The following is a 25,280-nucleotide window of genomic DNA, read 5'->3' on the forward strand; positions in this document are numbered from 1 at the left end:
GAATTACCCGGACAAGCCCGTCGCGCCGTCGTCCGTATGGTCGTCGGATGAGATGCTGACGGTTCGCTGAGACGCTGACGGTTCGCGGATCCATCGATCCGCGACTCCGCGGAGAAGAAACGGCCGGGGATACCGGGGATGAATGTCCTGACACGACGGATATGGCGCACGTCCGCCCTGCCGGCGTGCCTGCTCGTGGGCGCACTGCTGTTGAGCCTGGTCGCATGCTCCTCCGACGGCGGCGGGGGGACGACCATCGCGGGCGACGCCGTACCGGTCACCACAGCCCCGCCGAGCGGCCCCACGGGATCGGCCACGGCGCCCGGAGCGTCCGGAACGCCGGGATCACCGGCATCACCCGGAACGCCGCCCCGCACCAAGACCCTGACAAAAGCCGAGTATCTGCACCCCGACGGCCTCTACTTCGGCCTCGCGACCTTCCACGGGCCGAACCGCGCGACCACCGCCTCGGCCTCGGCCGCCGCGGGCCGCCCGCCCAGGATCCTGGAGTACTACCAGGACTGGCGGCGGGACTTCTCCGCCTCCGACGCCGAACTCGCCTACCAGCAGGGCGCGCTGCCGCTGGTCACCTGGGAGCCGTACGGCGATTCACGCTCCGCCGACCAGCCGAAGTACGCGCTCAAGCGGATCGCGTCGGGCACGTACGACGCCTACATCATCCGTTTCGCGCGGCAGGTCAAGGCGATCGGACAACCGATTGGTCTGCGTTTCGCACACGAGATGAACGGCGACTGGTACCCGTGGTCAGAGAAGAACAGCGGGAATTCATATGGAGATTATGTGAAGGCGTGGCGCCACATTCACGATCTCTTTCAGATCGTCGGAGCTTCCGAGGTGATCTGGGTCTGGAGTCCCAATGTGCTGCGCGGCACGAACGGCGTCGCGTTGAATCCGCTCTATCCCGGTGACGGGTACGTCGACTGGATCGGACTCGACGGCTACGGCTTCGGCGAGCGCACCGCGACCGAGGTGCTTCAGCCCACGGTGGACGAGATCACCAAGTTCTCGCACAAGCCGATCCTGGTGAGCGAGACGGGCAGCGCGCCGGGGCCGCAACAGGCAGGCTGGACGGCCGATCTCTTCCGCTGGATCAAGCGCACGCCGAACGTGATCGGCTTCATCTGGTTCCAGTACAGCAAGGACGAGGGCGGCAAGTACGACTACCGGTTCGACATCTCGCCGCAGACGAAGACGGCATTCCGCAAGGGACTCGACTCGCTCACCCTGCGGCCCTGGCCGATGTCGGCCGGAGGGTCCTGAACGCCGCCCGCGTGACTAGTCCGCGGGCTGTCTGTGAGCCGTCTGAGAACCGAAGGTCCTGTGAAGGTGCCGTAACGGGAGAAGCCACCCTGAGTCCATGACGGACGCTATGATTCACCGAAATGAGTGACGGAAGGGCGAACTCCCCCAGGCCATGAGTACTCCCACGGGGCCCCAGGATCCTCGCATACCGCACCAGAACGGTGCCGTACCGAAGGTCGACCAGCAGCAGACGCAGGCCGCGCGACCGACGCAGCAGGCGCAACCGGGTTACGGCTACCCCCCGACCCAGCATCCGCAGCCGGTCCAGCAGGGCTACCCGTACGAAATCCGGCCGGGCGTACCGCAGTTCCCGCAGCCGCAGCCCTACGTGCCCAATCCGAACGAGCCCGACTGGTCGGCGCTCGCGGACCAGCACGTGGCCGAGCAGCGGGCACGGAAGAAGCGGATGCTCATCATCGGCGTGGCGGCCGTCCTGGTCGTCGCCGTGGCGGGCGCGGCGGCGCTGTTCCTGATGGGCGGGTCCAAGAAGGACGACGGCACCGTCGCCAAGGACGACAAGGACAAGCAGACGACAGCGCCGTCCGTCCAGCCGACCGAGTCCGCGGACACCTCGCCGACCGACGGCACCCCCGGACCGTCCTCGACTCCGACGTTGCAGGGCAGCGACCTCTTCACCGCGAAGACCCTCACGATCAACGGGCAGAGCTTCGCGCGGAAGGCCACCAGCCACCGCACGCCCTGCTGGAAGAGCACCCAGGGCGGACTCGGCCCGGTCCTGGACAAGAACCACTGCACCCAGATCGTGCTCGCCACCTACGTCTCGGGCAAGGACTCGGTGAGCGTGGGCGTGCTGGTCTTCCCGACCGAGGCCGAGGCCAAGGCCGTCGACACCGGCTTCAAGGGCAAGTTGATCCCCCTGACCGGCCAGCCCGGCATCCCGAACTTCTGCAAGCAGGTGCCCTGCGCGGTCACCCACGCGGTCCACGGCCGCTACGTCTACACCACCCTTGCCGGTCCCAACACCGGCGCCGCGGGCAACAAGGACTCCGATTCGGTGGCAGCCGGTCACGGCATCGCCGGCTACACCCTGACCCGGCTGACCGAACTGGACTGACCGAACTGGACTGACCCGCAGGGGTCGTTGACGCCACGCGACCGCGCCTTGTGAGCCCGTGACCCGTAACAGGGTCACGGGCTCACGTCGGTTCTTCGCCGATGCGGCGCAACAGGGCGAGGAGGGTGGCGCGTTCGGTGTCGTCGAGGGCGGAGAAGGCGGAGGAGAGGACGTCGTCGGCGATGCGGTGGCCGGCGGAGAGGAGGGCTTCGCCGGCGGGGGTGAGGTGGTGTTCGATGCGGCGGCCGCGGCCGGGGCGGCGGTCGATGAGGTGGCGGTCGGCGAGGCGGGTGGCGAGGGTGCCGAAGGACTGCTCGGTCTGGAAGGTCGCGGCGGCGAGGTCGCGGGCCGAGGCGCCGGGCGTGCGGGCGACGGCGCGCAGGGCGTCCCACTGGGCGAGGGTGGTGCCGACGGTGGCCAGGCGACTGTCGAGGGCGCGGTGCTGGCGGTACTGCGCCTGCTTGACGGCTCGTCCGAGGAGCTGGAGTTCAACGGGCATGGGCACAGCCTAACACTCCAACTAAGCTTGCTTATATAAATATCCTTAGTTACAGTCGACGGTATGACGACCCCATCGCAGCTCACCGTTGCCGAGACCGGCCCCGCCGACGCGGAGACCGATGCCGCCGCCGCCCGCCCCGTACTGCTGCTGCACGGCGGCGGAGGCCCCTTCACCGTCGCGGGCCTCGGCGCCCACCTCGCCCGTACCGCGCGTGTCCTCACCCCGACCCTCCCCGGCTGGGACGGCACGCCCCGGCCCGAGGCGTACGACGGCGTGGACGACCTCGCCGTGGCGTACCTGGAGCTGCTTCGGGAGCGCGGGCTGCGTGACGTCCTGGTGGTCGGCTCCTCGCTCGGCGGCTGGATCGCGGCCGAGATGGCGGTACGGGACGGCGCGGGCCTGATCACCGGGCTCGTCCTGATCGACGCGGCCGGAGTGCTGGTCGAGGGCGAGCCGATGACGGACTTCTTCGCGCTCGACGCGCGGGGCGTGGCCGAGCGCTCCTTCCACGACCCCGACCGCTTCTTCGTGGACCCCGCCACCCTCCCGGCCGGTCAACTGGCCGCGCGCCAGGCGAACATGGCCACCATGCGGATCATCGCGGGCGACCCGTACATGCACACGCCCGGCCTGCGCGAACGGCTCGCCGACGTCCGCGTCCCGACCCTCGTCCTCTGGGGCGAGAGCGACCGCGTCTTCACACCGGGGTACGGGGCCGCGTACGCCGCCGCCTTCGCCGACGCGCGCTTCGAGGTCGTCCCGAAGGCGGGCCACCTCCCGCAGATCGAGCAGCCGGAGGCGACCTTCGCGGCGATCGACGCCTACCGCGCCCGCTAGGACCCGGCACCCGGCAGAAGAACCGCCCGGGGCCGCGCCCCAAAACCATCGGCGAACCCCCACGGCAGAGGAACCGTCCTCGCGGCGCGGGGGAGGGTCACTCGTCCACGACGACGACCCGCAGGAGCGAGAGGCGGGCCTCGTCCGCGAGGACGTGAATTTCGGCGACGCGCCCGGATGGGCTGACGGTGAGGGCGAAGACGGCGCGGGCCCGGCCGTCGTGGATCCAGGCGAGCTGGGGGACCCCGTCGACGAGGACGCGGCGAGCCCCCTTGGCCCGGGTGAGGAAGGTGGTGGCGACGGCGGCGGCGCCGCGGACGGAGGTGGCGCCGGACAGGGCGGCGGCGGGATCGGCCCGGAGCACGACATCGGGGTCGAGGAGTTCGAGGAGCGCCTCGAAGTCCCCGCCGCGGGAGGCCGCGAGGAAGGCGTCGACCACGGCGCGGCGCCGTACCGCGGAGCGCTCCTCGTCGACGACGGCGACCCCCCGCACCCGGCGCCGGGCGCGACTGGCGAGCTGACGGGTGGCGGCGGGCGAGCGCTCCACGATCGGCGCGATCTCGTCGAAGGGAACGGCGAACATGTCGTGCAGGACGAAGGCGAGCCGTTCCGCGGGACCGAGCGTGTCGAGGACGACGAGCAGGGCGAGCCCGACCGAATCGGCGAGCAGCGCCTGCTGCTCCGGGTCGGTGTCCTCGGCCGCGGCGGCGCGCGTGACCGGGCCTCCCGAGGGCGTCTCCAGCGGCTCCTCGCGGCGGCTGCCGCGCGAGCGCAGCATGCTCAGCGACACCCGGGCCACCACCGTGGTCAGCCACCCGGCGAGGTTGTCGACCTCGTCGGCGTCGATCCGGCTCAGCCGCAGCCAGGTCTCCTGCACCGCGTCGTCCGCCTCGCCGGTGGAGCCGAGCACCCGGTACGCCACCGCGCGCAACCGGCCGCGCTGCTCCTCGAAACGCGCCGCCAGGAACTCGTACTCGTCCATCGGGCCACCCACCTCCGTCACCTCGTCGTCGTGGCAGTGACCCGCCGGACGGGCCCGATGTGACACCTGGCGGTACCGCCACGCACCGTACAGACGCTTTTACTGGGCGGAACGGCCCCCTGCCGTCACCCGGAAGAGTGGTCTCGGTGCCCGTACGGAGGACGGGACCAATCCGGATGAGCCGCCGCCACGAACCTGTCGCAGGAGTGCCCTCACAAGAGCGGGCACCGTGAGAGATGGGGCGTGATGGGCGTAGAGCGCATCGACACCCGGCTGCTCGAAGAACTGACGGAGCAGTCACAAGACCTGAACAGTGACGCCTTGCGGATCACCGCGAGCGCGCTGGACGACTTCCGCGCGGCGGCACAGCCCGCGCCGGCGTCCTCGCGCCGCTGGTGGCACCGCGGCGGAGCGGTCGCCGGAGTGGCGGGCGCCGCCGCTCTGCTGCACACCTCGCGGGTCGCCGCGGCCTCCTCCAGCGACGACATCATGGCGCTGCAGACGGCGGCGTCGATCGAGAACCTGGCGATCAGCGTCTACCAGACGGCCGCGGGACTGCCGTTCATCAAGGACGGCAACAAGACGATCGCGGCGTTCATCGCCAAGACGACCACGCAGCACCAGGCGCACGCGAAGGCGTTCAACTCCGCCGCCACCCAGGCGGGCGGCAAGGCGCAGGACCAGCCGGACCCGAAGTACGCGGCCGTGGTCAAGCAGGCGCTGCCGTCGATCAAGACCCCCGCGGACGTCGTGAAGCTGGCGATCACGCTGGAGGACGTCGCGGCCCAGACGTACACGAAGAACGTCAGCCAGGTCAGCAACGGCGACCTGCGCAAGCTCTTCGCCTCCGTCGCGCCCGTCGAGGCCCAGCACCGCGCGACGCTGCTGGCCGTACAGGCGCTGCTCGCCGGGAACATGGGCGACCTGATCGCCATCCCGACGGACGTCGCCAAGCTGCCCGCCGCGGCAGGCAGCGTCGGCTTCCCCAACGCCTTCTACCCGACCAAGAACGCTTCACCGATCTCTGAGGGGGCCGTGAAGTGACCACCGCACGCGACGGCTGGGAGCTGCAGATCAGCGAGCGCGAGCTCGCCCGTCTCACCCAGGACATGGAAGAGGCCCACCGCGACACGCTGCCCGCGATGCGTGCGGCGGCCGCGGACCTCGCAGCGGAACAGCGCGACAAGGCACAAAGCGACCGGCGCGGCGGGGTGGCCGACGCCTCCCGGCGGCGTTTCCTGCTCGGCGCCGGCGGGGTGGCGGCGGCGTTCGCGCTCGCGGCGTGCTCCAGCAGCGACAAAAAGACCTCCGCGGACTCCGCGACCGGTGCGCCCGGCGGCTCGCCGACCGCCTCGGCGTCGGCGTCCGGGAGCAGCCAGTACACCGGTGACCTGAAGGTCGTCGCGCTGGCGACGGCGCTGGAGAACCAGGCCGTCGGCGCCTACAAGGCGACGCTGGAGGCGGCCAAGGCGGGCAAGCTCGGTACGGTGCCGCCGGCCGTCGCCACCTTCGTGACGACCGCGATGGCTCAGCACGCGGACCACGCGAAGGCGTGGAACGCGGTACTCACGGGTGCGGGCAAGCCCGCCATCACCAATGTGCCGCTGTCCAACCAGGCCGCCACCCTCAAGGCGCTCGGCGAGGCGAAGACCTACGGCGCCGTCGCCAAGCTGGCCCTGCAACTGGAGGACCAGGCCGCGCAGACGTATCTCTTCGCGACCTACAACGTCACCAGCCCCGCCGGGATCGCGACCGCCGCCACCATCGCGCCGGTCGAGGCGCAGCACGCCGCGATCCTCAACTTCGTCCTGGGCCAGTACCCGGTCCCCGACGACTTCCTGCCCGTGGACAAGGCGGCCAGCCCGACCCTGCTCACCGTCTGACCCCACCTGTACGGGACGGCCCGCACCCCCACACGGGCCGTCCCGTGCCTCGCCCGAATTCCGAAGGGAAAAGCCCGAGTTGATCGTCACCCGGCTCCACGCACGCACCGCTCCCGTCCCCGTACGCGTGCCTTCGCGCGTTCCCGTACGCGTACGCCGTGCGCCGTTGCTGGCCGCCGCCTGCGCCGCGCTGGCCCTGACCGGTTGCTCCAGCTCGGGTTCGAGCGGCGGTAGCGGTACGAGTACGTCGGCGGCTGCCACGTCGGCGTCCTCGTCCGCGTCGAGTTCCGCGTCGAGTTCCGCGTCGGCCTCCAGCGGCGGTGGCGCGGACACCATCGTCATCCAGAACTTCGCCTTCACGCCCGCGTCGCTGACGGTCGCGGCCGGCGCCACCGTGACGGTCACCAACAAGGACTCGACGGCGCACACGGTCACCTCGGTCAAGAGCGGCCAGTTCAACACCAACGACATCGCGCCGGGCAAGACGGTGACCTTCAAGGCCCCCTCGGCCAAGGGCACGTACGACTACATCTGCACGATCCACCAGTTCATGAAGGGCACGCTCACCGTGAACTGACGCGCCGTCGGATCACCGCGCGTTCCGCTCCCCCCACCGTGGCCGTACGACCGGTACGCGCCGTACGAGGAAACGAGGATCCGTCATGCCGTCAGCCGGGGTCAGCTCCACCGGCCGAGCGCTCGACCTGGCGGCACGCCTCGTCGCCGCCGCCGGGCTCGCCGTGGACGCCTATGTGCACGCCAAGCTCGCCGACCAGTACGACGCGGTGTCCGCCGACATCAGCCAGGGCACGCTCTTCCGGATCGAGGCGGGCATGGCGTCGTTCGCGGCCCTGCTCATCCTGGTCTGGCGCCGCCCGCTCAGCGCCGCCCTGGCCTGGCTGGTCGCCGCGGGCGGCCTCTTCGCCCTGATGCTCTACCGCTATGTGAACGTCGGCGCGCACGGCCCGTTCCCCAACATGTACGAGCCGGTCTGGTTCTACGACAAGAAGCTCGCCGTGTGGTCCCAGATCGTCACGATCGTCATGGCGACCGGCCTGCTCATCCACTGGTACGTCACCCGCGTCACCCGCCGCCGTGACGCGTCCACGCTGCGCTAGGAACACCTCTCAACGACGAACTGCCCGATCCGGCCGGTGCGGCCGGGTCGGGCAGTTCGCTGTGCGGTGCGGTGGAGCAGATCAGCCGTGGGGGGCGGATCAGCCGTTGTGCACGCCGTTGCCAGACAGGACCGGGATCTGGTCCAGGATGTGCGAGGCGGGCTCGTCACCCTTGATCTGGCTGCTGTTCTCGGCGCACTGCTGGTTCTGCGGGGAGGCCAGGACGTTGACGTCCTGGACCGTGACCGGCACGAGGCCCACGAGGGAGCCGACGTTGGCCTTGACCGGGACGCCGAGGCAGGGCTTGTTCAGGGTGCCCTGGACGAGGCCGATCTGCGGGCTCTGGGTGCCGCCGGTGTGGGTGTTGCCGTAGCTCTGCTCGGCGCCGTTGCCGTTCACCGTGGTCGTGCCCTGGTCGTCGCCGAGGGCCATGGCCTGCGGGGCGGCGGTGACGCCGACAGCAACAACCGAGGCGGCGAGCGCAGCGCCGGCCAGCATCTTCTTGATCATCTGAAATCCCTTTTTGGTGCTCGATTGCACGGTTCTGGAGCGATCTGATCAACCGCTCACGTGGGGTTTGGTTCCGGCGATTCACTCCGATGGCGGAGTGCTGCCGCGAGGATGGCCGAAGCCGACGCGCGGCAGGTGGGGGAGCCGGGGCCGGGTCAGCGGCCGAGCGGGAGTCCGCCCAGCAGCGAGGCACCGGGCACCGCACCGGTCACGGTGGAGGTGGCGGCATCCTTGGTGGCGGAGGTGGCCTGGCCGAGGAGCGCGTCGGTCGAGGTCTCACCGCGCAGGCGGTCGGCGGCGGCGCTGACCGTCCGGAGCGCGGAGTCGACCTTGAGGCCGTCACTGAGCTGCTGCAGCGGCTGCTCGTTCAGGGCCTGCTCGACACCGCCGTTGATGCTGGTGGGCATCGTGGCCGCGGTGGGCATCTCGGGCGCCGTCATACCGTCGGCGAAGGCAGGCGCGGCGACGCCGACCGCCATCATCGATCCGGCCACGACTGCTGCGACCTTCGAGTACTTCATTGCCACCCTTTCAGTGCCGGTGTCTGTCGGCATGGTCAACGACCGCGGATAGCAACGGAAACGAGGAGTAAACCGGCCTCTCGACAATCACCCGAACGTGAGAGCCGCCTCGCCCAATTCTCGTATTAATTCCGTTGCCCAGGGTTACGAATACGTGCGGCGAATACGGGCCATGGAGGCCGCGTGGGCGCCCGACGCGGCGTGCGCGCCGTGGGCGGCGGCGTGCGCGACCCGCGGTCCGCGCCCGCGGCGGTAGAGCATGGCGCCGCCGAGCAGCAGCGCGGCGCTGGTCGCCCCGGCCGCCCCGAACTCGCCGCCGGCGACGCCGGTCTCGGCGAGCGACTGCTGGTCAACCCCGTCCAGGACGGCGGGGACCGCGTGGTTCGGCTCGGGAGCCGGCGGAAGCCTCCGGACGTCGACCGTCGGATCGGTGTGCACCGAACTGGTGTCGGTGCCGGTGACCGCGTGCGCGCCCGTGCCGTCGTTGTCGCAGGAATTCCCGGACACCGCATTCAGCAGCGCCAGGGGGTCCACGGTGTTTCCGCACACATTGAGCGGAACGTCGACCGGAATTTGCACCGAGTTCCCTGAGGCCACGCCCGCGGAGCCCTGGGTGCCCGACGAATGGGCGGAGGAGGGGGCGCCGGAAGCGGTGTGGTGGTGGGAATGCGATTCGTTGGAGCAGTGGTTGCCCAGCGCGGCGTTGTCGGCTCCCACGACGTTCACGCTGTTCCCGCACGCGTTCAGCGGGACGTCGACCGGTGCCTCGACGCTGTTGCCCGACAGCAGGCCGGGTGAGTTGGACGCACCGCCCTGCGCGTCGGAATCCGCGTTCGCGTACCCCCCGGTGGCCGCGAGGATGCTGCTGGCGGCGGCGACGGTGAGCAGGCTCCGGCTCAAGATGTGTCGCATCGACTTCTTTTCTCCGCTCGGTTCTTCGGCTGCGCCGAATACGTCCCGCGGCCGTCCCGTGCCCATCCCCGTAAGACGGACCGCCCCGGAGCGCGACGCACACGCTCCGGGGCGGTCCGGGATCAGAACCTGACGGCCTGACAGGACGACGTCACTTCACTTCGTCACTTGTTGACGCAGGTGTTGCCGAACGCGGGGTTCAGCAGACCGATGACGTTGACGGTGTTGCCGCACAGGTTCACGGGGATGTGAATCGGCACCTGGATGCTGTTGCCGGACAGGACGCCCGGGGAGTGCGAGGTGATGCCACTGGCGTCGGAGTCGGCGAACGCGGGGGCCGCGACACCCACAGCCATGAGCGTTCCGGCAGCGACCGCCGCGACCTTCGAGTACTTCACGTTGAGCTCCCTTTCCGGAGCGGTGTCTGGCACCAGCACGTCCTTCGTACGGGCCGGACACAGGAAATCCGCGTCCGTGAACACCACTACCGACCGGGCTAACGACGGGTGCCGACCGTAAGCAACTCCCCAGCGTGCGGCGCCTTCCATCATCCACTCGAATGGCTCGGCTTTTTCCGCCCGGAGCGGAAACCCCGAGGCGGAAGGCGCGGGACGGAAGGCGCGGGGCGGAAACCCGGCGCGGAAACCCGGCGCGGAAAACGCGTACGGCCCCGGCCGTCGACGGAAAGTCGACGGCCGGGGCCGTACGGAGCCAGGGGAATGGCTCAGTGGTTGGCGGCACCGTTGCCGGACAGCACCGGGATGTTGTCCAGGATGTGCGACAGCGGCTCGTCGCCCTTGGCCTGGGTGGAGTTCTCGGTGCACTGCTGGTTCTGCGGCGACGACAGGACGTTGATGTCCTGGACGGTGACCGGCACGACGCCGACCAGCGAGCCGACGTTGCCCTTGAGCGGCAGCGCGAGGCAGGGCTTGTTGAGCGAGCCCTGGACCAGCGCGAACGACGGGCTCATGTAACCGCTGGTGTACGTGTTGCCGTAGCTCTGCTCGGAACCGTTGCCGTTGGCGGTGGTGGTTCCGTGGTCGTCACCGATGGCCATCGCGGAGGGGGCCACCGACGCCGAGACGCCCGCGATGGAGACGGCGACGGCGGCCGTGGCGAGGAACTTCTTGATCACGGTTGGTCCTTCTTGGGTGAGATTGCCCTGTACATGGGTCTACATGGGTCGCACTGACCAACCGGCTCCCAGGCGATTAGTAATGATGTTTCACCCGAATGGATAGAACCCCCGGAGGCCGGGCGCCAGGGCATATCGGAAGGGTGACGGCGGTGACGTGGGTTGACGTCTCGTCAACACCGGTCATGTGATCGTCATAAGACATTCGTCCTGCTCGGCGGGCCGCGCGCCTTACGTGAATCGTGCGCCGAGGTCTGCGACCGTGCATTCCTGTTTCACGAGGATTACCTGACAGGCACGGGATTCGTTGACTCCACGCAGCCCGCTCGAACGCGCGGGCGCGCACATGACACGCAGCAAACCCATCGGCTTCTCCTCGGCCCCGGTCGGTCCACCGGAGACGGTCACGGAGATGGTCACGGACAGAGAGACGGCGCGCGATGCCGCAACACCAGTACGAACTCGCCGGGCTGACGGTGCTCCATGTGACCCAGCCCGTCGAGGGCGGAGTCGCCCGCGTCGTCACGGACCTGGTCCGGGCCCAGCTCGACGGCGGTACGCGCGCGGTGGTGGCCTGTCCGCCGCACGGCGCGCTCCCCGAGGCCGTCACGGCGGCCGGCGGCCACGTCGTACGGTGGCAGGCCGGCCGCTCGCCGGGGCCCGGCCTGCCGCGCGAGGTCCGCACCGTCGCCCGGCTGATCCGCGCCGTCCGCCCCGACCTGCTGCACGTCCACAGCGCCAAGGCCGGGCTCGCGGTACGGCTGGCCGTCCGCGGCGGCCTGCCGACCGTCTTCCAGCCGCACGCCTGGTCGTTCGACGCCGTCACGGGACCGACCGCGCGGGCCGCGCTGCGCTGGGAGCGGTACGCCGCCCGCTGGGCCGACCGGGTGCTGTGCGTCAGCGACGCGGAGCGGCGCGCGGGACAGGACGCGGGGGTACGGGGTACGTGGGCGGTCGTGCCGAACGGCGTGGATCTCACGCACTTCACGCCCACGGCGGACGTCGGTTCGGCGCGGGCCGCGCTGCCCGCGCTGTCGGACCTCGGGCCCGACACCCCGCTGGTCGTGTGCGTCGGCAGGCTCTGCACGCAGAAGGGCCAGGACGTGCTGCTCAGGGCGTGGCCCCGGGTCAGCGAGCGGCTGCCGGACGCCCGTCTCGTGCTCGTCGGCGAAGGCCCGGCGCTGCGGCCGCTGCTGCGGGACGCGCCGCCCGGTGTGCTGTTCGCCGGGAGCACCGTGGACACCGCGCCCTGGTACCGCGCGGCCGACGTCGTCGTGCTGCCGTCCCGCTGGGAGGGGATGGCGCTCGCGCCCCTGGAGGCGATGGCCTGCGGACGGCCGGTCGTCCAGACCGACGTCAGCGGCGCCCGCGAGAGCGTGCCGCCCGCCGACGCCGCCGGTTCCGTCGTCCCGGTCGAGGACGAACGCGCCCTCGCCGACGCCTTGCTGAGGCTCCTCACCGATCCGGTACGGCGCGCCGACGCCGGTCGCCGCGCGCTCGCGCACGTCCGCGAACGGCACGACGTACGAAGAACCGCTGCCGCCGTCGCCGACCTCTACCGCGACGTCCTCGCGCTGCCCCAGCCGGGCCGCCCCACCGAGAGGGTCACCCGATGACGTGGGAGAGCGCGCGCGTGCCGCCGCCCACCCCCACCGGCCGCCCCCTCCCCTCAGGAGGCCGCCCCGCCGACCGCACACCCGCGCCAGGGGGCCGTACGCCCGACCGCGGAGGCAGTACGCCCGACCGCGAACCCGCGTCCGGAGGCGGTACGCCCGACCGCGCGCCCGTGTCGGGAAGCCGCCCCGCCGACCGCGCACCCGCACCTGGGGCCCGTACGTCCGACCGTGCAGCCGCACCCGCGGCCCGTACGGCCGACCGCGCGCCCGCGAGCGGGGGCCGTGGCGAGCGCGTGCTGGGCGTCGTGGGCCAGGCCGCGGAGAACGCCACGGCGACGCCCGGCCAGGGCGGTGACCGCGCCCAAGGAGGCGGGCCCGAACCGGCGCCCGCGCGCGCCGCCGACCGCAGGCTCAGCTTCGCGCTCGCCCCCGCCTCCGACACCGCGTCCAGTACGCCCCCGAGGTGGGGCGGCGACCGCAGCCTCCGCTTCACCCTCGGCCCACGCCCCGAGTCCACGACCCCCGCGACTGCCACCCGCGCCCCGGAACGCCCCCGCGCCGTCACGCGCGGCCAGGAGCCGGAAGCCGCTGCGGGCCCGGCCCCCGGGCGGGCCGTCGACCGGGGGGTCGGTGTCGCGCTGGACACGGGGCCCGGGACCGGCTCAGCCGGGCGGGGCAACGGGCAGGCGGCTGAGGCGTCCTCGGCCGGGCGGGTGCTCGGGGTGGTCGTGGGGCAGGGCGGCGACGGCGGAGGGCGGGCTCCCGTGTTGGCGTCGCGGCAGACGCCCGCGTCGGCACCGCGGCAGACGCCCGCGACGGTGTCCCGACCGCGGCATCGGGCGTTTCGGCAGCGGGTGGCGGGGCCGCTGGTGGCGGCGGACTGCGCGGCGGCGCTGATGGGCGCGTTCGCGGTGCGGGCGGATGTGGGGCCGCTGCTGCTGGCGCCGCTGCTCGGGTGCCTGGTCCCGGCGCTGCGCAGGGCGCGGCTGTACCGGCCGGGGTTCGCGCCGACGGCGTCGGACGAGGTGCCGGCGCTGGCGCTGTGCGCGACGCTGGCGTGGGGCCTGGTGGCCGTGACGGCCGCGGCGACCGCGCCCGAAAGCGCCCTCGGATGGAGCGAGTTGCTGACGGCGCTCGTGCTGACCGTGCTGGGCCAGTGGGTGCTGCGCGGGGTCGTGCACGGCGCGCGGCGCCGGTACGCGCGGCTGCACCCCGGATCGACGCTGATCGTGGGCGGCGACGGGTCCGTACGCGAGGTCGCCGCCGTACTGCACGCGCATCCCGAGTACGGGATGCACCCGGTGGGCATCGCGGCCACCGGCCAGGTGCCGGGGCAGGAGCAGGGCCCGGGGCCCGGACACGGCACCGCGCCCGACGACTTCCCCCTGCCGGTGCTGACCGGCCACGGCGACATCACGCGCGCGGTGATCCAGAACTCGGTGCGGTACGCGGTCGTCGCGGGCCCGCAGCCGCTCGACGCGCGTACGACCGCGACGGTACGGCTGCTTGCCGCGCAGGGGGCCTGCGTGTGGCAGGTCACCGCGGGTCCCGGCCCCGGCGACGGCCAGGCGGCCCCCGGCCACCTGTGGGGCTTCGCGTGCCGCCGCCTCGACCCGTATCCGCCCGCGCCGCCCGGCCGTTGGGGCAAGCGCGCCCTCGACATCGTGCTCGCCTCGGCCGCCCTGCTGGCGCTCGCGCCGGTCCTCGCGGGCTGCGGCCTCGCGGTACGGCTGACCGACGGCCCCGGTGTGCTGTTCCGGCAGGAGCGCATCGGCCTGGGCGGACGCCCGTTCACCCTCCTGAAGTTCCGTACGCTGCGGCCGGCCGACCCCGGCGAGTCCGCGACGCGCTGGAGCATCGCGCACGACCGCAGGGTGAGCCCGGTCGGCCGACTGCTGCGGCGCACCTCGCTCGACGAGCTGCCGCAGTTCTGGAACGTGCTGCGCGGCGACATGAGCCTGGTCGGTCCGCGCCCCGAACGCCCGTATTTCGTCGAGCAGTTCAGCCAGACCCACCCCGGCTACCAGGACCGGCACCGGATGCCGGTCGGCATCACCGGGCTCGCCCAGGTGCACGGGCTGCGCGGCGACACCTCGATCGCCGACCGCGCGCGGTTCGACAACCACTACATCGACAGCTGGTCGCTCTGGCAGGACGTCAGAATCCTCGCCCGCACGGCGACTTCGCTCTTCCGGTTCGGTGGGAGCTGAATCATGGCCACGATCGCCACGCCCGCGCCCGCGCGAAACACGGCGCCCGCGCACCGAGCCGAACCCGCCCCTCGTATCCCCCCGGGCCTCGCCCGATACCGCTGGCTGGCACCGCTGTTGCCCGCCCTGGCGACCGTGCTGCTGCTCGCGGCGCCGGTCAGCACGGGCGACGTCAGCACCTCGGGCAAGGTCACCCCGGCCGACGCCGCCTCCGCCGTACTCATCCTGACCGTCGCCGTACGGCTGCTGCGCGACCGGGCACGGCCGCTGACCGCGACCGCCGCGGTGGTGCTGGGCGCGCCCGTCGTCGGCTTCGCGCTGTCCGCGATGACCTCGGTCGACCCGGCGGCCGGACTCGCCGGATTCCTGCGCTACGCCCAGGTGTTCGTCCTGGTGCCCGCCTCGCTGGTGCTGCTGCTGCGCGACCGGCGGGACTTCGCGGTGGTGGCGGGAGCCGTCGTCGCGGTCGCCCTCGTCCAGGGCGCGATCGGCGTGTGGCAGTACGCGACCGCGACCGGCGCCTCCTACATGGGCGAGGACATCAGGGCGGTCGGCACCTTCGGCCCCTCGGACATCATGGGGATGGCGACGGTCGTCGCGTACGGCCTGGTCATCGCCACCGGCTGCGCGCTCGTACCGGCCGCGGCGGGAGCGCCCCGCTGGCTGCGCCCCGCCGCGCTGGCCTGCGCGGCGGCGCTGCTCGTACCGCTGGCGGTGTCCTTCAGCCGCGGTACGTGGATCGCCACGGCCGTCACGTGCGCGGCGATGATCGTGCTGTCGGGACGGCGTCAGGCGCTGCGCGTCTTCGGCGTACTGACCGCCTCCGCCGTGCTGTTGGTCGGCGGGCTCGGCGTGGGCTCGCAGATGATCGGGCAGCGGGTCAGCAGCATCACGCAGGTCACCGCGGACCCGGACCCCTCGGTCACCGACCGGTACACGCTGTGGGCCGCCGCCGTCAGCATGTGGCGCCAGCACCCGGCGACCGGCGTCGGCCTCAAGCGCTTCCCCGACGAGCGCGACGGGCACGCCTCGCTCGCGCTGTCGTCGGGCAGCGACACGGCGGGGGCCGGGCAGCGCTTCACCCGTGAACCGCTGCTGTCGCCGCACAACATGTATCTGCTCGCGCTCAGCGAGCAGGGCCTGATCGGCTTCGCTCTCCTCGTCGGCGGCTGGGCCGCCTTCCTCACCCGCGGCACCGACCGTCTGCTGCGCGCCCGCCGCGCGGGCAACCGCGCACCGGGCGCCGCCGCGAGCGGACTGGCCGCCGTCGGGCTGCTGATCTGGCAGTGCGTCGACTTCCTCTACGCGGACATCGGCGGGCCCTCCACCGTGCTGACCGCGGTGCTGCTCGGCCTGACGGCCTGGTGGGCGCTGTCGCCCGCGGCGGACGCCGCTGCCGACGCGGACCTCGGCGCCGACGCCACGGACGGCCGCCGCCGATGACCGCGAGTGCGGCGACCGCCGCCCACGAGGACGACGCGCCGACCGGCCGTACGCTCCGGGCCCCGGACCCGGCTCCTGGCGACGGCGACACCAACGGCAACGGAGCCAGAAGCGGCGTCGACACCGGCGTCGAATCCGGCCCGAGCTCCGGCTCCGGCTCCGGTTCCAGTTCCGGCTCCGGTTCCGGTTCCGGGGGCGACCGGGGGTCGAAGGGCCTCGCGCGGGCCGCCCTGGTCACCGCCGTGCTGTCGGTGGCCGGTTCCGTGCTGGGGCTGGTGCGCGACCAGGCCATCGCCCACCTCTTCGGAGCGGGGGCGGCCAGCGACGCGTTCCTCGTGTCGTGGACGGTCCCGGAGCTGGCGGCGACCGTCCTGATCGAGGACGCGATGGCGCTGCTGCTCGTACCGGCCTTCGCCGCCGCCCTCAGCAGGCGGGCGGACGGAAGGGCGGCCGACGGCCGGGCGGCGCGGACGGGCGATCCCGTACGGGCCCTGCTGGCCGCCACTTTGCCGCGGCTGACGCTGCTGCTGGCCGCCGTCGGAGCCGCCATCGCGGTGGCCGCGCCCCTCGTGGTCGACGTGCTCGCGCCCGGACTGACCGACCACCGCCTCGCGGTGGACTGCACGCGGCTGACCGCCGTGACGGTCTTCACCTTCGGCCTCGCCGGGTACCTGAGCGCCGCGCTGCGCGCCCACCGCCGCTTCCTGCCGCCCGCCGCGATCTACGTGGCGTACAACGTCGGCATCATCGGCACGCTGTTCGCGCTGCACGCCCACTGGGGCGCGCGGGCCGCAGCGGCCGGTGTCGCGGTCGGCGGCCTGCTGATGGTGCTCATCCAACTGCCCGCGTTTCTGGCCGAGTTGCGCACCGGGCGGCAGACCGTACCGGCGAAGACCGCGGCCATTCCCGAACAGCCGCAGCGAGAGGGGCAGTTGAGGAACGCGGGCCGGTCCGGGCCCGAAGCGCCGTCCCTGGCAAGCGAATCCGCCCCGGCAGGCGGCCGAGCGAGCGCCGGAGCCCGCTCCCACCGGGCCCCCCGCGTCCGGACCGGCCCCCAACTCCCCACGCGGCCCAAGGCGTCCCGGCTCGGCCTCGCCCTGGTCGCGCCCGTCATCTTCTTCACCGTCAGCCGCCAGGCCCAGGTGCTGATCGAGCGGTTCTTCGCCGCGCCCCTGCCGTCGGGCGCGATCTCGCACCTCAACTACGCGCAGAAAGTGGCGCAGATGCCGATGGTGCTGTCGGTGATGATCTGCACGGTCACCTTCCCCGTCGTCTCGCAGGCGCTCGCCCGCGGCGACCGGGAGCGGGCCAGACGGCAGGTGCAGCGCGACCTGACGGTGGTGTGCGTCGTGGTCCTGCTCGGCACCGCCTTCATCATCGGCTGCGCCCCGCAGATCATCCAGGTGCTCTTCCAGCGCGGCGCGTTCGACGCCTCCGACACCGCGGCGACGGCCGCCGTGATGCGGGTGTACGCGCTCGGGCTGCTCGGCCAGAGCCTGGTGGGCGCGCTCATCAGGCCGTACTTCTCGGCCGCCCGGCCGACCTGGTACCCGGCCGCCGCCATGTCCGCGGGCCTGCTCGTCACGATCGGCGCCGACGCGGCGACGGTCGGCGCGTGGGGCGCGTACGGCATCGCGGCGGGCAACGCCGCCGGGATCACCGTGACCGCCGGACTGCTGGTCCGCGGCCTCGCGGCGCACACCATCGCGATCGGCGCACGCCAACTCCTCACCGGCGTAGGCCGGATCACGCTTGCCGCGGCGGTGGCCACCGTCGCCGGCTGGGGCCTCGGATCCCTGATCCCCGATCCGCTGGCCGCGACGGCGGTGTGCTGCATCGCCGTGCCCGTCACCTTCGCCGCGGCGGCCGCCGCGGTGCGGGTGCCGGAGGTTCCGCACCTGCTCGCCACAGCGAAACGAAGGCTGTCCCATGCCTAGTTCGAACGCCATGCCCGGCTCCGCGCCGGAATCCGTCCTCCGATCCGTACGCAGGCCGTCCCCCGGCCCGGCCCCCGAATCCGCGCCCGTGTCCCCCAGCGGACCGGCCTCGGTACGTACCACCGCGCGGACGACCGCGTTCCGCCCGTCGCCCGTGCGCGTCTCCGGCGCCCGCTCCGGCTCGGGACCCGTCCCAGGTCCCCGGCCCGACAGCGCCGCCGACCGGGCCCGCGCGCACAGCGCCGCGCGCAGCCGCAGGAGGCAGGCCGCGCTGCCGTGGACGCTGATGTACCACTCGGTGGGCGACTGCCGGGACGACCCGTATCTGGTGACCGTCTCGCCCGAACGGCTCGGCCGCCAACTGGAGTGGCTGCGCCGCAGGGGCCTGACCGGCGTCGGCGTCGGCGAGTTGATGCGCGCCCACGCGGCCGGACGCGCGAGCCGCATGGTCGGGCTGACCTTCGACGACGGCTACGCCGACTTCCTGGAGTACGCCGTCCCGCTGCTGCTCCGGTACGGCCACACCGCGACGGTCTTCGTGCTGCCCGGCAGGCTCGGCGGCGTCAACGCCTGGGACGAACAGGGCCCGCGCAAGCCGCTGTTGACCGCCGACGGCATCCGCGCGGCGGCGGCGGCCGGGATGGAGGTCGGCTCGCACGGCCTGCTGCACCTGGACCTCACCGCGGTCGACGAGGACGAGCTGACCGTCGAACTCACCGAGAGCCGCGAGCTGTTGCGGGAGATCACCGGCCACGAGCCCGACGGCTTCTGCTACCCGTACGGCGCGACCGACGCCCGCACGGTGGCCGCCGCCCGCAGCGCCGGTTACCGCTACGCGTGCTCAGTCGACCCCGGCCCGCTCGCCGGGACGTTCGCGCTGCCGCGCGCGTACGTCGGCCAACGGGACGCGGCGGGGCGGCTGAACGCCAAGCGGCTGCTGCACAAGCTGCGGACGGCGACGGCCGCCGGAGGGCCGCCCGCCGCACCCGCGCCGACGCCCGTGCCGGGAGACGGGATCAGCGTCCTGCCCGGCGTGCGGGACGGCGGGCAGTCAGGCGGGCGGGACGGCGTGCGGGACAGCGGGCGGTCCGGCGTTCGGGACGGCGCGCCGTCCGGCCCGGGGTCCGGCCGGGGGACGGCCGCTCCGGAGGAGCCCAGGTGAAGGTCCTGCACGTCATCACCGGTCTGGGCATCGGCGGCGCGGAGCAGCAACTGCGGCTGCTCGTACGCCACCTGCCCGCCTCCTGCGAGAGCGAGGTGATCACCCTCACCAACCCCGGCCCGGTCGCGGACGCGCTGCGCGCCGACGGCGTACGCGTCACGCACCTGGGCATGACCGGCAACCGCGACCTGTCCGCGCTGCCCCGGCTCACCCGGCAGATCAGGGCGGGCCGGTACGACGTCGTGCACACCCACCTCTACCGCGCGTGCGTCTACGGCCGCCTCGCCGCACGGCTGGCCGGGGTGCGTACGGTCGTGGCCACCGAGCACTCGCTCGGCGACTCCCAGATCGAGGGCCGCCCGCTCACCCGTGGCACCCGCGCGCTGTACCGGGCCACCGAACGGCTGGGCGTGGCCACCGTCGCCGTCTCCGCGACGGTCGCGCGCAGGCTGCGCGAGTGGGGCGTGCCCGACCCGCGTATCCACCTGGTGCCCAACGGCATCGACCCGGCCCGCTTCCGTTTCGACCCGGCGGTGCGCGCCGCCGCGCGGGCCCAACTCGGTCTGCCCGAGCGGGCGTTCGTCGTCGGCGGGGTCGGCAGGCTCGTACCGGGCAAGAACTTCGACACCGTCATCCGCGCGCTGGCCGGTGTCCCGGACGCCCATCTCCTCGTCGCGGGCACCGGGCCCGAGCACGACGCCCTGCTGCGGCTGGCCCGTTCGACCGGCGTCGCGCCGCGCGTGCATCTGGTGGGCGCGGCGGGCGGGGAGGACGGCAGCGGTGTCATGCCCGACATGCCCGCGCTGCTGGCCGCGATGGACGTCTTCGTGTCCGCGTCGCGCGAGGAGTCCTTCGGGCTCGCCATGGTCGAGGCGCTGGCGGCCGGGCTGCCGGTGCTGCACACCGCGTGCCCCGCGATCGAGGACCTGCCGCCGGACAGCGCGCCCGGCGCCCGCCGGATCGGCACCGGCCCGCGGGACCTCGTCTCCGCGCTCCACGCCCAACAGGGCGCGGGCGTACGGCGGTTGCCGGTGCCCGCCGCCGTCGACAGCTACCACATCGCCCACACCGCCGACCGCGTGATGCGGCTGTACGCAACGGCAACCGCATCCGCATCCGCATCCGCCACCGGCGTGGGGCCGGGACAGAAGAAATGAGACCGCTCATGCAGGACACCGCAGTGCAGGAGAAGGCCGCGATCCGCGACGAGGGCCGCGCCCCCGCGGGCAGGCAGGGGCGCGGGCGCCGCGCTTCGTGGCGGACGCCGCCGCGCTGGCTGCCGCTGCCCCTGTGCCTGGGCATCGGCCTCGCGGGCGGCCTCGGTTACGGCCTGACGGCGGCCCCGCAGTACGCCGCCACCAGCTACGTCATCGTGGTGCCGCAGCACGGCGACGCGACGACCACCACCGGTTTCGCGCAGGCGTACGGGCGGGTCGTCACCGGTTCCGCGGTGCTCGCGGGGGCGCAGGCCGCGTCCGGGATGGCGGTGGACGACCTCAAGGGCAGCGTGCAGGCCGCGACCTCGCCCGACGCGCCGATGATCTCGATCACGGGGACGGCCCGGCGCGGGGCGACCGCCGCGAAGGTCGCCAACGCCGTGGCCGATTCGCTGGCCGCGACCGGCAACCGCAGCGCCGGCAGCACCGGCGTCCGCCTGCTGGTCTTCTCCCCCGCCACCGCCCCGACCTCTCCCTCCTCGCCCTCCACCGCCCTGTCCGCGGCGGTCGGCGCGAGCGCGGGCGGCCTCCTCGGCGCCCTCTTCCTCCTGGTCCGCCCCCGCACCCGCCGCGAGCCCGCCTACGGCGCCTCCCTCCCGGCCCCCACCCCGGGCCACGCCCCGACAGCGATCCCCAGGGAATCCGTATGACCACCCCCGCCGCCCACCCCCGGCCCACGCCCGAGACCCCCCCGAAGCCCCCGCCCACCCCCGGGCCTGCGACAACGCCGATGGCTGCGCCCGCGCCAGCGCAGGCACCGCAAGCGACCACCGGCAGCACGGGCGGCACCGCGGCCGGACGCGTATCCGAGCCACGCACTGCCCCCGGCGCCGACATCGGCGCACCGGACGGGGACGGGGGCGGGCTCAGGGTGGAGGTGTGCCGGGACGGCGAGGCGTTCGGGGGGATGGCCGCGCAGTGGGGGCGGTTGTACGGGCGGTGCGGGGCGGCGACGCCGTTCCAGAGTCACGCGTGGCTGTATTCGTGGTGGCTGTCGTACGGCAGGCGCGGGCGGCTGCGGGTCGTGGTGGTGCGGCGGGGCGAGGAGCTGGTCGCGGCGGCGCCGTTGATGGTGACGTACCGGCCGGTGCCGGTGCTGGTGGCGCTCGGCGGGGCGATCACGGACTACGCGGACGTGCTGGTGGACGACGCGGATCCGGCGTACGCGGCGGCGTTGACCGGGGCGCTGCGGCGGTTGGCGCGGACGGCGGTGATCGACCTGCGCGAGGTACGGCCGGGCGCGGCGGCCGAGCGGGTGTACGGCGCGTGGCGCGGCCCGCGCAAGGACCTGGAGGACTCGGTCTGCCTGGAGCTGCCTGGCCTGCCCATGGACGGCCTGATCGCGAGGGTCGGCAGTTCGCGCGGCCAGCGCATCCGCTCGCAGTTGCGCAAGCTGGACGCGGCGGGCGTCGAGGAACGCGCGGTGCCCGCGCACGAGGTGGCGCCCGCCGTCGGGACGATGCTGCGGCTGCACCTGCTCCAGTGGCAGGGCCGAGGGGTCACCCCCGAGCACGTACGCCCGCGCTTCGCCGAGCACCTGACCCGCGCCGCGCGGCTGATGGTGGCGAACGGCGACGCGGCGGTCACCGAGTTCAGCCTCGGCGGCGAGGTGGTGGCCGCGAATCTCACCGTGCTCTGCCCGAGCCTGGCGGGCGGCTACCTCTACGGCGCCCACCCGGACCTGCGCACCACCAAGGTCGACGTCACGACGCTGCTGATGCGGCACGGCGTCCGGCAGACCCAGGACGGCGGCCGGGCCGCCCTCAGCCTGCTGCGCGGTGCGGAGCCGCACAAATTCCACTGGCGCCCCGACCACCTCGCCAACCGCCGCCTGCTGCTGACCACGCGACCGCTGGCCGTCGTCCTCCACAGCCGCGTCGCCCTGGCCGCCGCCCGCACGCGCCTGGCCGCGACCGCCAAGCGCCGCCTGCCGGTGCTGCGCGCCTGGCGGGCCGGGCTGAACGACCGGCTCGCCAGGCGCGGCGGCAAGGCTCACGGCGCCTGAGCCGCCCTGCGGCTAGCCGGCCGGCGGCGTCGGGCTCGTCGCGGGCGCGGCCTCCTGCACCGACTCCGGCTTCACGGCGGACGTGGCCGTCGGCGGCAACGTGGGTGTCGGTGTCGTCGGCACGGCCGGAGTCGGCGCCTCAGGCGTCGGCGACTCGGACGTCGGCGCGGTCGGCGTCGGCGTCGGCGAACCGAGTGTCGACGCGCTCGGCGTCGGCGTCGCCGTCTGCTCCCCCGGCGCCTTCGGTTGCAGCTTGATGCAGACCTGACCGCTGGCGTACTGCTTCTGCATCTCCTCGCTGAGCTGGAGCGGCAGGCACGCCTCCACCACGGGCGGCAGCGGCGAGGGCCCGGCCTGCGGCACCGGCGTCGGGCCCGGCGTGACGGCCGGAAGCGGAGTCGGTACGGCCACGGGTGTGAGCGCCGGGGTCGGCGTCACGGGCGGCAGCACGCTGGGCGTCGGGCTCGCGCTCGGACTGACCGCCGGGCTCGGCGACAGGTCGGGGGACGGCGACACCGAGGGCGTCGTCGGCGCGGTCGGAGTCGGGCTCGGCGACAGCGACGGCTCCGGGGTGAGCGTGCCGCTCGGCGTCGGCGTCACCGTGGGCGTGTCCGTAGGCGTCGGGGTCTCGGTCGGCGTCGCGGACGGGCTGACCGAGGGGGTCGGCGTATCCGTAGGCGTGCCCGAAGGCGTATCCGTGGGCGTCGGCGTCACCGTGGGCGTATCCGTAGGCGTATCCGTGGGCGTCGGCGTGACGGTCGGCGTGTCCGTGGGAGTCGGAGTGCCGGTCGGCGTCGGAGTCTCCGTCGGCGTGGGCGTACCCGTGGACGTCGGCGTCTCCGTAGGCGTCGGCGTCTCCGAAGGAGCAGGCGCCGGCTTCAGGTCGAACAGCGCGTTGCGATACACCTTCGAGGACTTCGGGTTCTCCGTGCACTGCCACACGCCGTGCGGGCAGTAGTCGGTGATGGTCTGGTACACCGGCTGGTGGTCGTTGATCCACTGGAGCATCTGCCGCATGTAGTCGGGGTTGTCGCCGTTCCTGAACAGGCCCCACTCCGGGTACGAGATCTCCTTGCCGTGCAGGTCGGCGAAGTCGACCTGCGCCTGGAGCCCGTACGCCTCGTTGACCTGGTCGTAGAAGGTCTCGCCGGGCGGCTGGTCGTAGGAGTCCATGCCGACGATGTCGACGGTCGCGTCACCGGGGTAGCACTCGGTCCAGCCGATGGCGTCCTGGCCGCGGTTGGGGGTGAAGTCGAAGCGGAAGCGCTGGCCGGGGACGGCGCGCATGGCCTTGACGATCCGGTTCCAGTACGTCTTCCAGCCGGACGGGTCGGGCCCGCAGCGGTGGGTGTACGTGGTGCCGTTCATCTCCCAGCCGAGGACGATCACGGTGTCGGGCACGCCGAGGTCGACCAGTCGGTGGGCGAGCCGGGTGAAGTGGCCGTCGAAGTCGCCGCGCGCGCCCTCCTGGATCAGTTCGCGTACGTCGCGGTCGGGGACGCGGTCCTCGTTGTGCTCCTGCATCGGCACGTTGAGGACGAAGAGCCGGTCGGACTTCGCGCGTTTCCAGGCGGCCCACGGCTGGAGCAGCCCGCCGCTGCCCTCGATGCCGGACCAGTCGTCACCGGGCAGATACGTATGGCCGACCGTCGCCTCCGTACCGCCGAGCCAGGATTCCAGGGCGCCGATCCGTGCTACGCCCTCGGCGCCGGAGTCGGTGAAGGCGCCCATGGGGGCGTACGAGGCGCGCGGCGGGGGCGTGGGCGTGGCCCCGGAAGCACCGGCGGGACCGTTCGAGCCGTCAGGGCCGTCAGGGCCGTCAGGGCCGTTCGATCCGCTGGCGCCGCTCGATCCGTTGACGCCGTCCGGGCCGCCCGGTCCCGTGGCGCCCTCCGCGCCGACGGCACCGGCGAGCGCGGTGACCAGGCGGCGGCCCGCGCCCGGCGGGTCACCCGCGATGCCGGACAGTCCTGACACGATCAAGGCGGCCGACACGAACCCGACGCCCGCACCCGTCAGCCACTGGCGTCGGTTGGCCATGGTCACTCCTCGTTCGCTGTCCGCTGTGCGTGGTGCGTGGTGCGGTGACCCCCGTGCGACCGCACGGAAATCGGACTCCTAACGATCAGTCATAACGTATGAGTAATAAGCGCGCCCCCTGACGTAGACCAAAAGCGGTTCCCACGACAGTTCCTACCCGGCCTCAAACAACCTGGCGGTCCGTCAATACCGGCACCGGGCCGATCGCGATATCACTCGGGCGGATGAAATTCCTTGCATCGCCCACCGATTATCCGGGTGACTCACCCCTACGGCGGCATGATGAGCCGCGGAAACGGCCGGAGGAGAGGAGTGTGTCGGACATGAGCGAAGCCATCGAGAACGGCAGCGGAAAACACTCACGACCCCGGGTGGCGACGCGACGGCGGTTGATCAGGCGCGGCATCACGACCGTGGCCGCCGTATCGGGGACCACCGCGGCGCTGCGTCCGATGCTGGCCGCGAGGCAGTCGGACACCGCGGTCGCCGAGCCCGCCGCCGGGTACGACAGCGCCGCCGCCGGGTACGAGCCCGCTCCCGTACCGGGCGCGGGGGCCGCCCTCTTCGACGAGGTCTACCGCGGGCGCCGCATCCAGGGGTTCAGCTCCGCGCGGGACAGCGGCGTCGACATCCGGATCGACGGGCGCCCGCTGCACGTGATGCGGCGCGTGGACGGCAGCTTCATCAGCATGGCCAACCACTACCAGCCCTTCCCCACCGCCCTCGGCACGGCCCGCGGCGCGGTCGACGTGCTCGGCCGCGCCCAGCTGTCCACGACCGCGGAGCACCACCACTGAGCGCCGTCCACGGGCGCCCGCACTGAGCGCCACCACTGAGCGCGGCACCACGCGC

The 25,280-nt window shown here is 73.0% G+C and carries 23 protein-coding genes and 1 pseudogene; 16 read left to right on the forward strand and 8 right to left on the reverse strand.

The features are described 5' to 3' along the window. Positions 1-138: 138 nt before the first annotated feature. Positions 139-1,281 (forward strand): glycoside hydrolase family 26 protein, encoded by a 1,143-nt coding sequence (locus ACIP4Z_RS05170; protein ID WP_401305217.1) that lies wholly within the window; start codon positions 139-141, stop codon positions 1,279-1,281. Between the two features lie 154 nt (positions 1,282-1,435). After that, positions 1,436-2,398 (forward strand): hypothetical protein, encoded by a 963-nt coding sequence (locus ACIP4Z_RS05175; RefSeq protein WP_401305219.1) that lies wholly within the window; start codon positions 1,436-1,438, stop codon positions 2,396-2,398. 82 nt (positions 2,399-2,480) lie between these two features. Here the strand turns inward: ACIP4Z_RS05175 and ACIP4Z_RS05180 are convergent, their stop codons facing one another. Next, positions 2,481-2,897 carry a MarR family winged helix-turn-helix transcriptional regulator gene (locus tag ACIP4Z_RS05180; protein ID WP_355336490.1) on the reverse strand — a complete coding sequence of 139 codons (417 nt, stop codon included), beginning with the start codon at positions 2,895-2,897 and terminating at the stop codon, positions 2,481-2,483. Positions 2,898-2,960: 63 nt separating this feature from the next. Between ACIP4Z_RS05180 and ACIP4Z_RS05185 the strand changes: the two genes are divergently transcribed. Then, positions 2,961-3,737 carry an alpha/beta fold hydrolase gene (locus ACIP4Z_RS05185; protein WP_401305221.1) on the forward strand — a complete coding sequence of 259 codons (777 nt, stop codon included), beginning with the start codon at positions 2,961-2,963 and terminating at the stop codon, positions 3,735-3,737. A gap of 97 nt (positions 3,738-3,834) precedes the next feature. Here ACIP4Z_RS05185 and ACIP4Z_RS05190 read toward each other — a convergent pair whose 3' ends face one another. Further along, on the reverse strand, positions 3,835-4,719 hold the full coding sequence (locus ACIP4Z_RS05190) for a sigma-70 family RNA polymerase sigma factor (protein ID WP_401305223.1): 885 nt from the start codon (positions 4,717-4,719) through the stop codon (positions 3,835-3,837). A gap of 246 nt (positions 4,720-4,965) precedes the next feature. Here ACIP4Z_RS05190 and ACIP4Z_RS05195 point away from each other — a divergent pair, with 246 nt between their 5' ends. From ACIP4Z_RS05195 to ACIP4Z_RS05210, 4 genes are all read left to right on the forward strand, one after another. Next, positions 4,966-5,763, forward strand: a complete 798-nt coding sequence (locus ACIP4Z_RS05195; protein WP_355336493.1) for a ferritin-like domain-containing protein — start codon at positions 4,966-4,968, stop codon at positions 5,761-5,763. Then, entirely contained in the window at positions 5,760-6,602 is an 843-nt protein-coding gene (locus ACIP4Z_RS05200; protein WP_355336494.1) for a ferritin-like domain-containing protein, read from the forward strand. Before ACIP4Z_RS05195 ends, ACIP4Z_RS05200 begins: the two co-directional genes overlap by 4 nt. 127 nt (positions 6,603-6,729) lie before the next feature. Beyond that, positions 6,730-7,179 (forward strand): cupredoxin domain-containing protein, encoded by a 450-nt coding sequence (locus ACIP4Z_RS05205; protein WP_355336495.1) that lies wholly within the window; start codon positions 6,730-6,732, stop codon positions 7,177-7,179. 85 nt (positions 7,180-7,264) lie between these two features. Then, on the forward strand, positions 7,265-7,720 hold the full coding sequence (locus ACIP4Z_RS05210; protein WP_391126687.1) for a hypothetical protein: 456 nt from the start codon (positions 7,265-7,267) through the stop codon (positions 7,718-7,720). Positions 7,721-7,819: 99 nt separating this feature from the next. Here the strand turns inward: ACIP4Z_RS05210 and ACIP4Z_RS05215 are convergent, their stop codons facing one another. The 5 genes from ACIP4Z_RS05215 to ACIP4Z_RS05235 form a co-directional block, all read right to left on the reverse strand. Beyond that, a complete protein-coding gene (locus tag ACIP4Z_RS05215) occupies positions 7,820-8,230 on the reverse strand; it encodes a rodlin (protein WP_401305227.1) in 411 nt (136 codons plus the stop codon). A gap of 155 nt (positions 8,231-8,385) precedes the next feature. Continuing rightward, complete coding sequence (locus tag ACIP4Z_RS05220; protein WP_355336498.1) at positions 8,386-8,751, reverse strand: hypothetical protein; 366 nt, start codon at positions 8,749-8,751, stop codon at positions 8,386-8,388. A gap of 144 nt (positions 8,752-8,895) precedes the next feature. Then, on the reverse strand, positions 8,896-9,663 hold the full coding sequence (locus ACIP4Z_RS05225; RefSeq protein ID WP_391159056.1) for a chaplin family protein: 768 nt from the start codon (positions 9,661-9,663) through the stop codon (positions 8,896-8,898). A 164-nt stretch (positions 9,664-9,827) separates the two neighbouring features. After that, the gene (locus ACIP4Z_RS05230; RefSeq protein ID WP_188280635.1) at positions 9,828-10,061 is read right to left on the reverse strand and encodes a chaplin; all 234 of its coding nucleotides are present in this window, start codon (positions 10,059-10,061) and stop codon (positions 9,828-9,830) included. Between the two features lie 326 nt (positions 10,062-10,387). Then, complete coding sequence (locus tag ACIP4Z_RS05235; protein ID WP_355336500.1) at positions 10,388-10,798, reverse strand: rodlin; 411 nt, start codon at positions 10,796-10,798, stop codon at positions 10,388-10,390. A gap of 440 nt (positions 10,799-11,238) precedes the next feature. On the opposite strand from ACIP4Z_RS05235, the gene ACIP4Z_RS05240 reads away from it, so the two are divergent. The 8 genes and pseudogenes from ACIP4Z_RS05240 to ACIP4Z_RS05275 all read left to right on the forward strand — a co-directional run bounded on the left by ACIP4Z_RS05240 (position 11,239) and on the right by ACIP4Z_RS05275 (position 22,388). Next, positions 11,239-12,414, forward strand: a complete 1,176-nt coding sequence (locus tag ACIP4Z_RS05240; protein WP_401305230.1) for a glycosyltransferase — start codon at positions 11,239-11,241, stop codon at positions 12,412-12,414. Positions 12,415-12,707: 293 nt separating this feature from the next. Then, a complete protein-coding gene (locus tag ACIP4Z_RS05245; RefSeq protein ID WP_401305232.1) occupies positions 12,708-14,624 on the forward strand; it encodes an exopolysaccharide biosynthesis polyprenyl glycosylphosphotransferase in 1,917 nt (638 codons plus the stop codon). A 3-nt stretch (positions 14,625-14,627) separates the two neighbouring features. Next, complete coding sequence (locus ACIP4Z_RS05250; RefSeq protein ID WP_355336503.1) at positions 14,628-16,067, forward strand: O-antigen ligase family protein; 1,440 nt, start codon at positions 14,628-14,630, stop codon at positions 16,065-16,067. Next, positions 16,064-18,004: a murein biosynthesis integral membrane protein MurJ gene (gene murJ, locus ACIP4Z_RS05255; protein ID WP_401305234.1), complete on the forward strand. Its 1,941-nt coding sequence runs from the start codon at positions 16,064-16,066 to the stop codon at positions 18,002-18,004. Before ACIP4Z_RS05250 ends, murJ begins: the two co-directional genes overlap by 4 nt. 286 nt (positions 18,005-18,290) lie before the next feature. Then, positions 18,291-18,974, forward strand: a pseudogene (locus tag ACIP4Z_RS05260) (polysaccharide deacetylase family protein); the annotation flags it as partial. Between the two features lie 188 nt (positions 18,975-19,162). Beyond that, entirely contained in the window at positions 19,163-20,323 is a 1,161-nt protein-coding gene (locus ACIP4Z_RS05265) for a glycosyltransferase (protein ID WP_401305236.1), read from the forward strand. 8 nt (positions 20,324-20,331) lie between these two features. Continuing rightward, positions 20,332-21,033 carry a lipopolysaccharide biosynthesis protein gene (locus ACIP4Z_RS05270; protein WP_401305238.1) on the forward strand — a complete coding sequence of 234 codons (702 nt, stop codon included), beginning with the start codon at positions 20,332-20,334 and terminating at the stop codon, positions 21,031-21,033. 257 nt (positions 21,034-21,290) lie between these two features. Then, on the forward strand, positions 21,291-22,388 hold the full coding sequence (locus ACIP4Z_RS05275) for a GNAT family N-acetyltransferase (RefSeq protein ID WP_401305240.1): 1,098 nt from the start codon (positions 21,291-21,293) through the stop codon (positions 22,386-22,388). A 12-nt stretch (positions 22,389-22,400) separates the two neighbouring features. Here the strand turns inward: ACIP4Z_RS05275 and ACIP4Z_RS05280 are convergent, their stop codons facing one another. Further along, positions 22,401-24,428, reverse strand: a complete 2,028-nt coding sequence (locus ACIP4Z_RS05280; RefSeq protein WP_401305242.1) for a glycosyl hydrolase — start codon at positions 24,426-24,428, stop codon at positions 22,401-22,403. Positions 24,429-24,751: 323 nt separating this feature from the next. Here ACIP4Z_RS05280 and ACIP4Z_RS05285 point away from each other — a divergent pair, with 323 nt between their 5' ends. Beyond that, complete coding sequence (locus tag ACIP4Z_RS05285) at positions 24,752-25,225, forward strand: tyrosinase family oxidase copper chaperone (RefSeq protein ID WP_355336508.1); 474 nt, start codon at positions 24,752-24,754, stop codon at positions 25,223-25,225. Positions 25,226-25,280 lie beyond the last annotated feature (55 nt).

Source organism: Streptomyces sp. NPDC088910 (assembly GCF_044749865.1).
Classification (GTDB): Bacteria; Actinomycetota; Actinomycetes; order Streptomycetales; family Streptomycetaceae; genus Actinacidiphila.

Excerpts from the sequence above, each read along its gene's own strand:
- ACIP4Z_RS05170 (WP_401305217.1), top strand. The coding sequence starts at position 139 with ATGAATGTCCTGACACGACGGATATGGCGCACGTCCGCCCTGCCGGCG.
- ACIP4Z_RS05175 (WP_401305219.1), top strand. The coding sequence starts at position 1,436 with ATGAGTACTCCCACGGGGCCCCAGGATCCTCGCATACCGCACCAGAAC.
- ACIP4Z_RS05180 (WP_355336490.1), bottom strand. The coding sequence starts at position 2,897 with ATGCCCGTTGAACTCCAGCTCCTCGGACGAGCCGTCAAGCAGGCGCAG.
- ACIP4Z_RS05185 (WP_401305221.1), top strand. The coding sequence starts at position 2,961 with ATGACGACCCCATCGCAGCTCACCGTTGCCGAGACCGGCCCCGCCGAC.
- ACIP4Z_RS05190 (WP_401305223.1), bottom strand. The coding sequence starts at position 4,719 with ATGGACGAGTACGAGTTCCTGGCGGCGCGTTTCGAGGAGCAGCGCGGC.
- ACIP4Z_RS05195 (WP_355336493.1), top strand. The coding sequence starts at position 4,966 with ATGGGCGTAGAGCGCATCGACACCCGGCTGCTCGAAGAACTGACGGAG.
- ACIP4Z_RS05210 (WP_391126687.1), top strand. The coding sequence starts at position 7,265 with ATGCCGTCAGCCGGGGTCAGCTCCACCGGCCGAGCGCTCGACCTGGCG.
- ACIP4Z_RS05215 (WP_401305227.1), bottom strand. The coding sequence starts at position 8,230 with ATGATCAAGAAGATGCTGGCCGGCGCTGCGCTCGCCGCCTCGGTTGTT.
- ACIP4Z_RS05220 (WP_355336498.1), bottom strand. The coding sequence starts at position 8,751 with ATGAAGTACTCGAAGGTCGCAGCAGTCGTGGCCGGATCGATGATGGCG.
- ACIP4Z_RS05225 (WP_391159056.1), bottom strand. The coding sequence starts at position 9,663 with ATGCGACACATCTTGAGCCGGAGCCTGCTCACCGTCGCCGCCGCCAGC.
- ACIP4Z_RS05240 (WP_401305230.1), top strand. The coding sequence starts at position 11,239 with ATGCCGCAACACCAGTACGAACTCGCCGGGCTGACGGTGCTCCATGTG.
- ACIP4Z_RS05250 (WP_355336503.1), top strand. The coding sequence starts at position 14,628 with ATGGCCACGATCGCCACGCCCGCGCCCGCGCGAAACACGGCGCCCGCG.
- murJ (WP_401305234.1), top strand. The coding sequence starts at position 16,064 with ATGACCGCGAGTGCGGCGACCGCCGCCCACGAGGACGACGCGCCGACC.
- ACIP4Z_RS05270 (WP_401305238.1), top strand. The coding sequence starts at position 20,332 with ATGCAGGACACCGCAGTGCAGGAGAAGGCCGCGATCCGCGACGAGGGC.
- ACIP4Z_RS05275 (WP_401305240.1), top strand. The coding sequence starts at position 21,291 with ATGGCCGCGCAGTGGGGGCGGTTGTACGGGCGGTGCGGGGCGGCGACG.
- ACIP4Z_RS05280 (WP_401305242.1), bottom strand. The coding sequence starts at position 24,428 with ATGGCCAACCGACGCCAGTGGCTGACGGGTGCGGGCGTCGGGTTCGTG.
- ACIP4Z_RS05285 (WP_355336508.1), top strand. The coding sequence starts at position 24,752 with ATGAGCGAAGCCATCGAGAACGGCAGCGGAAAACACTCACGACCCCGG.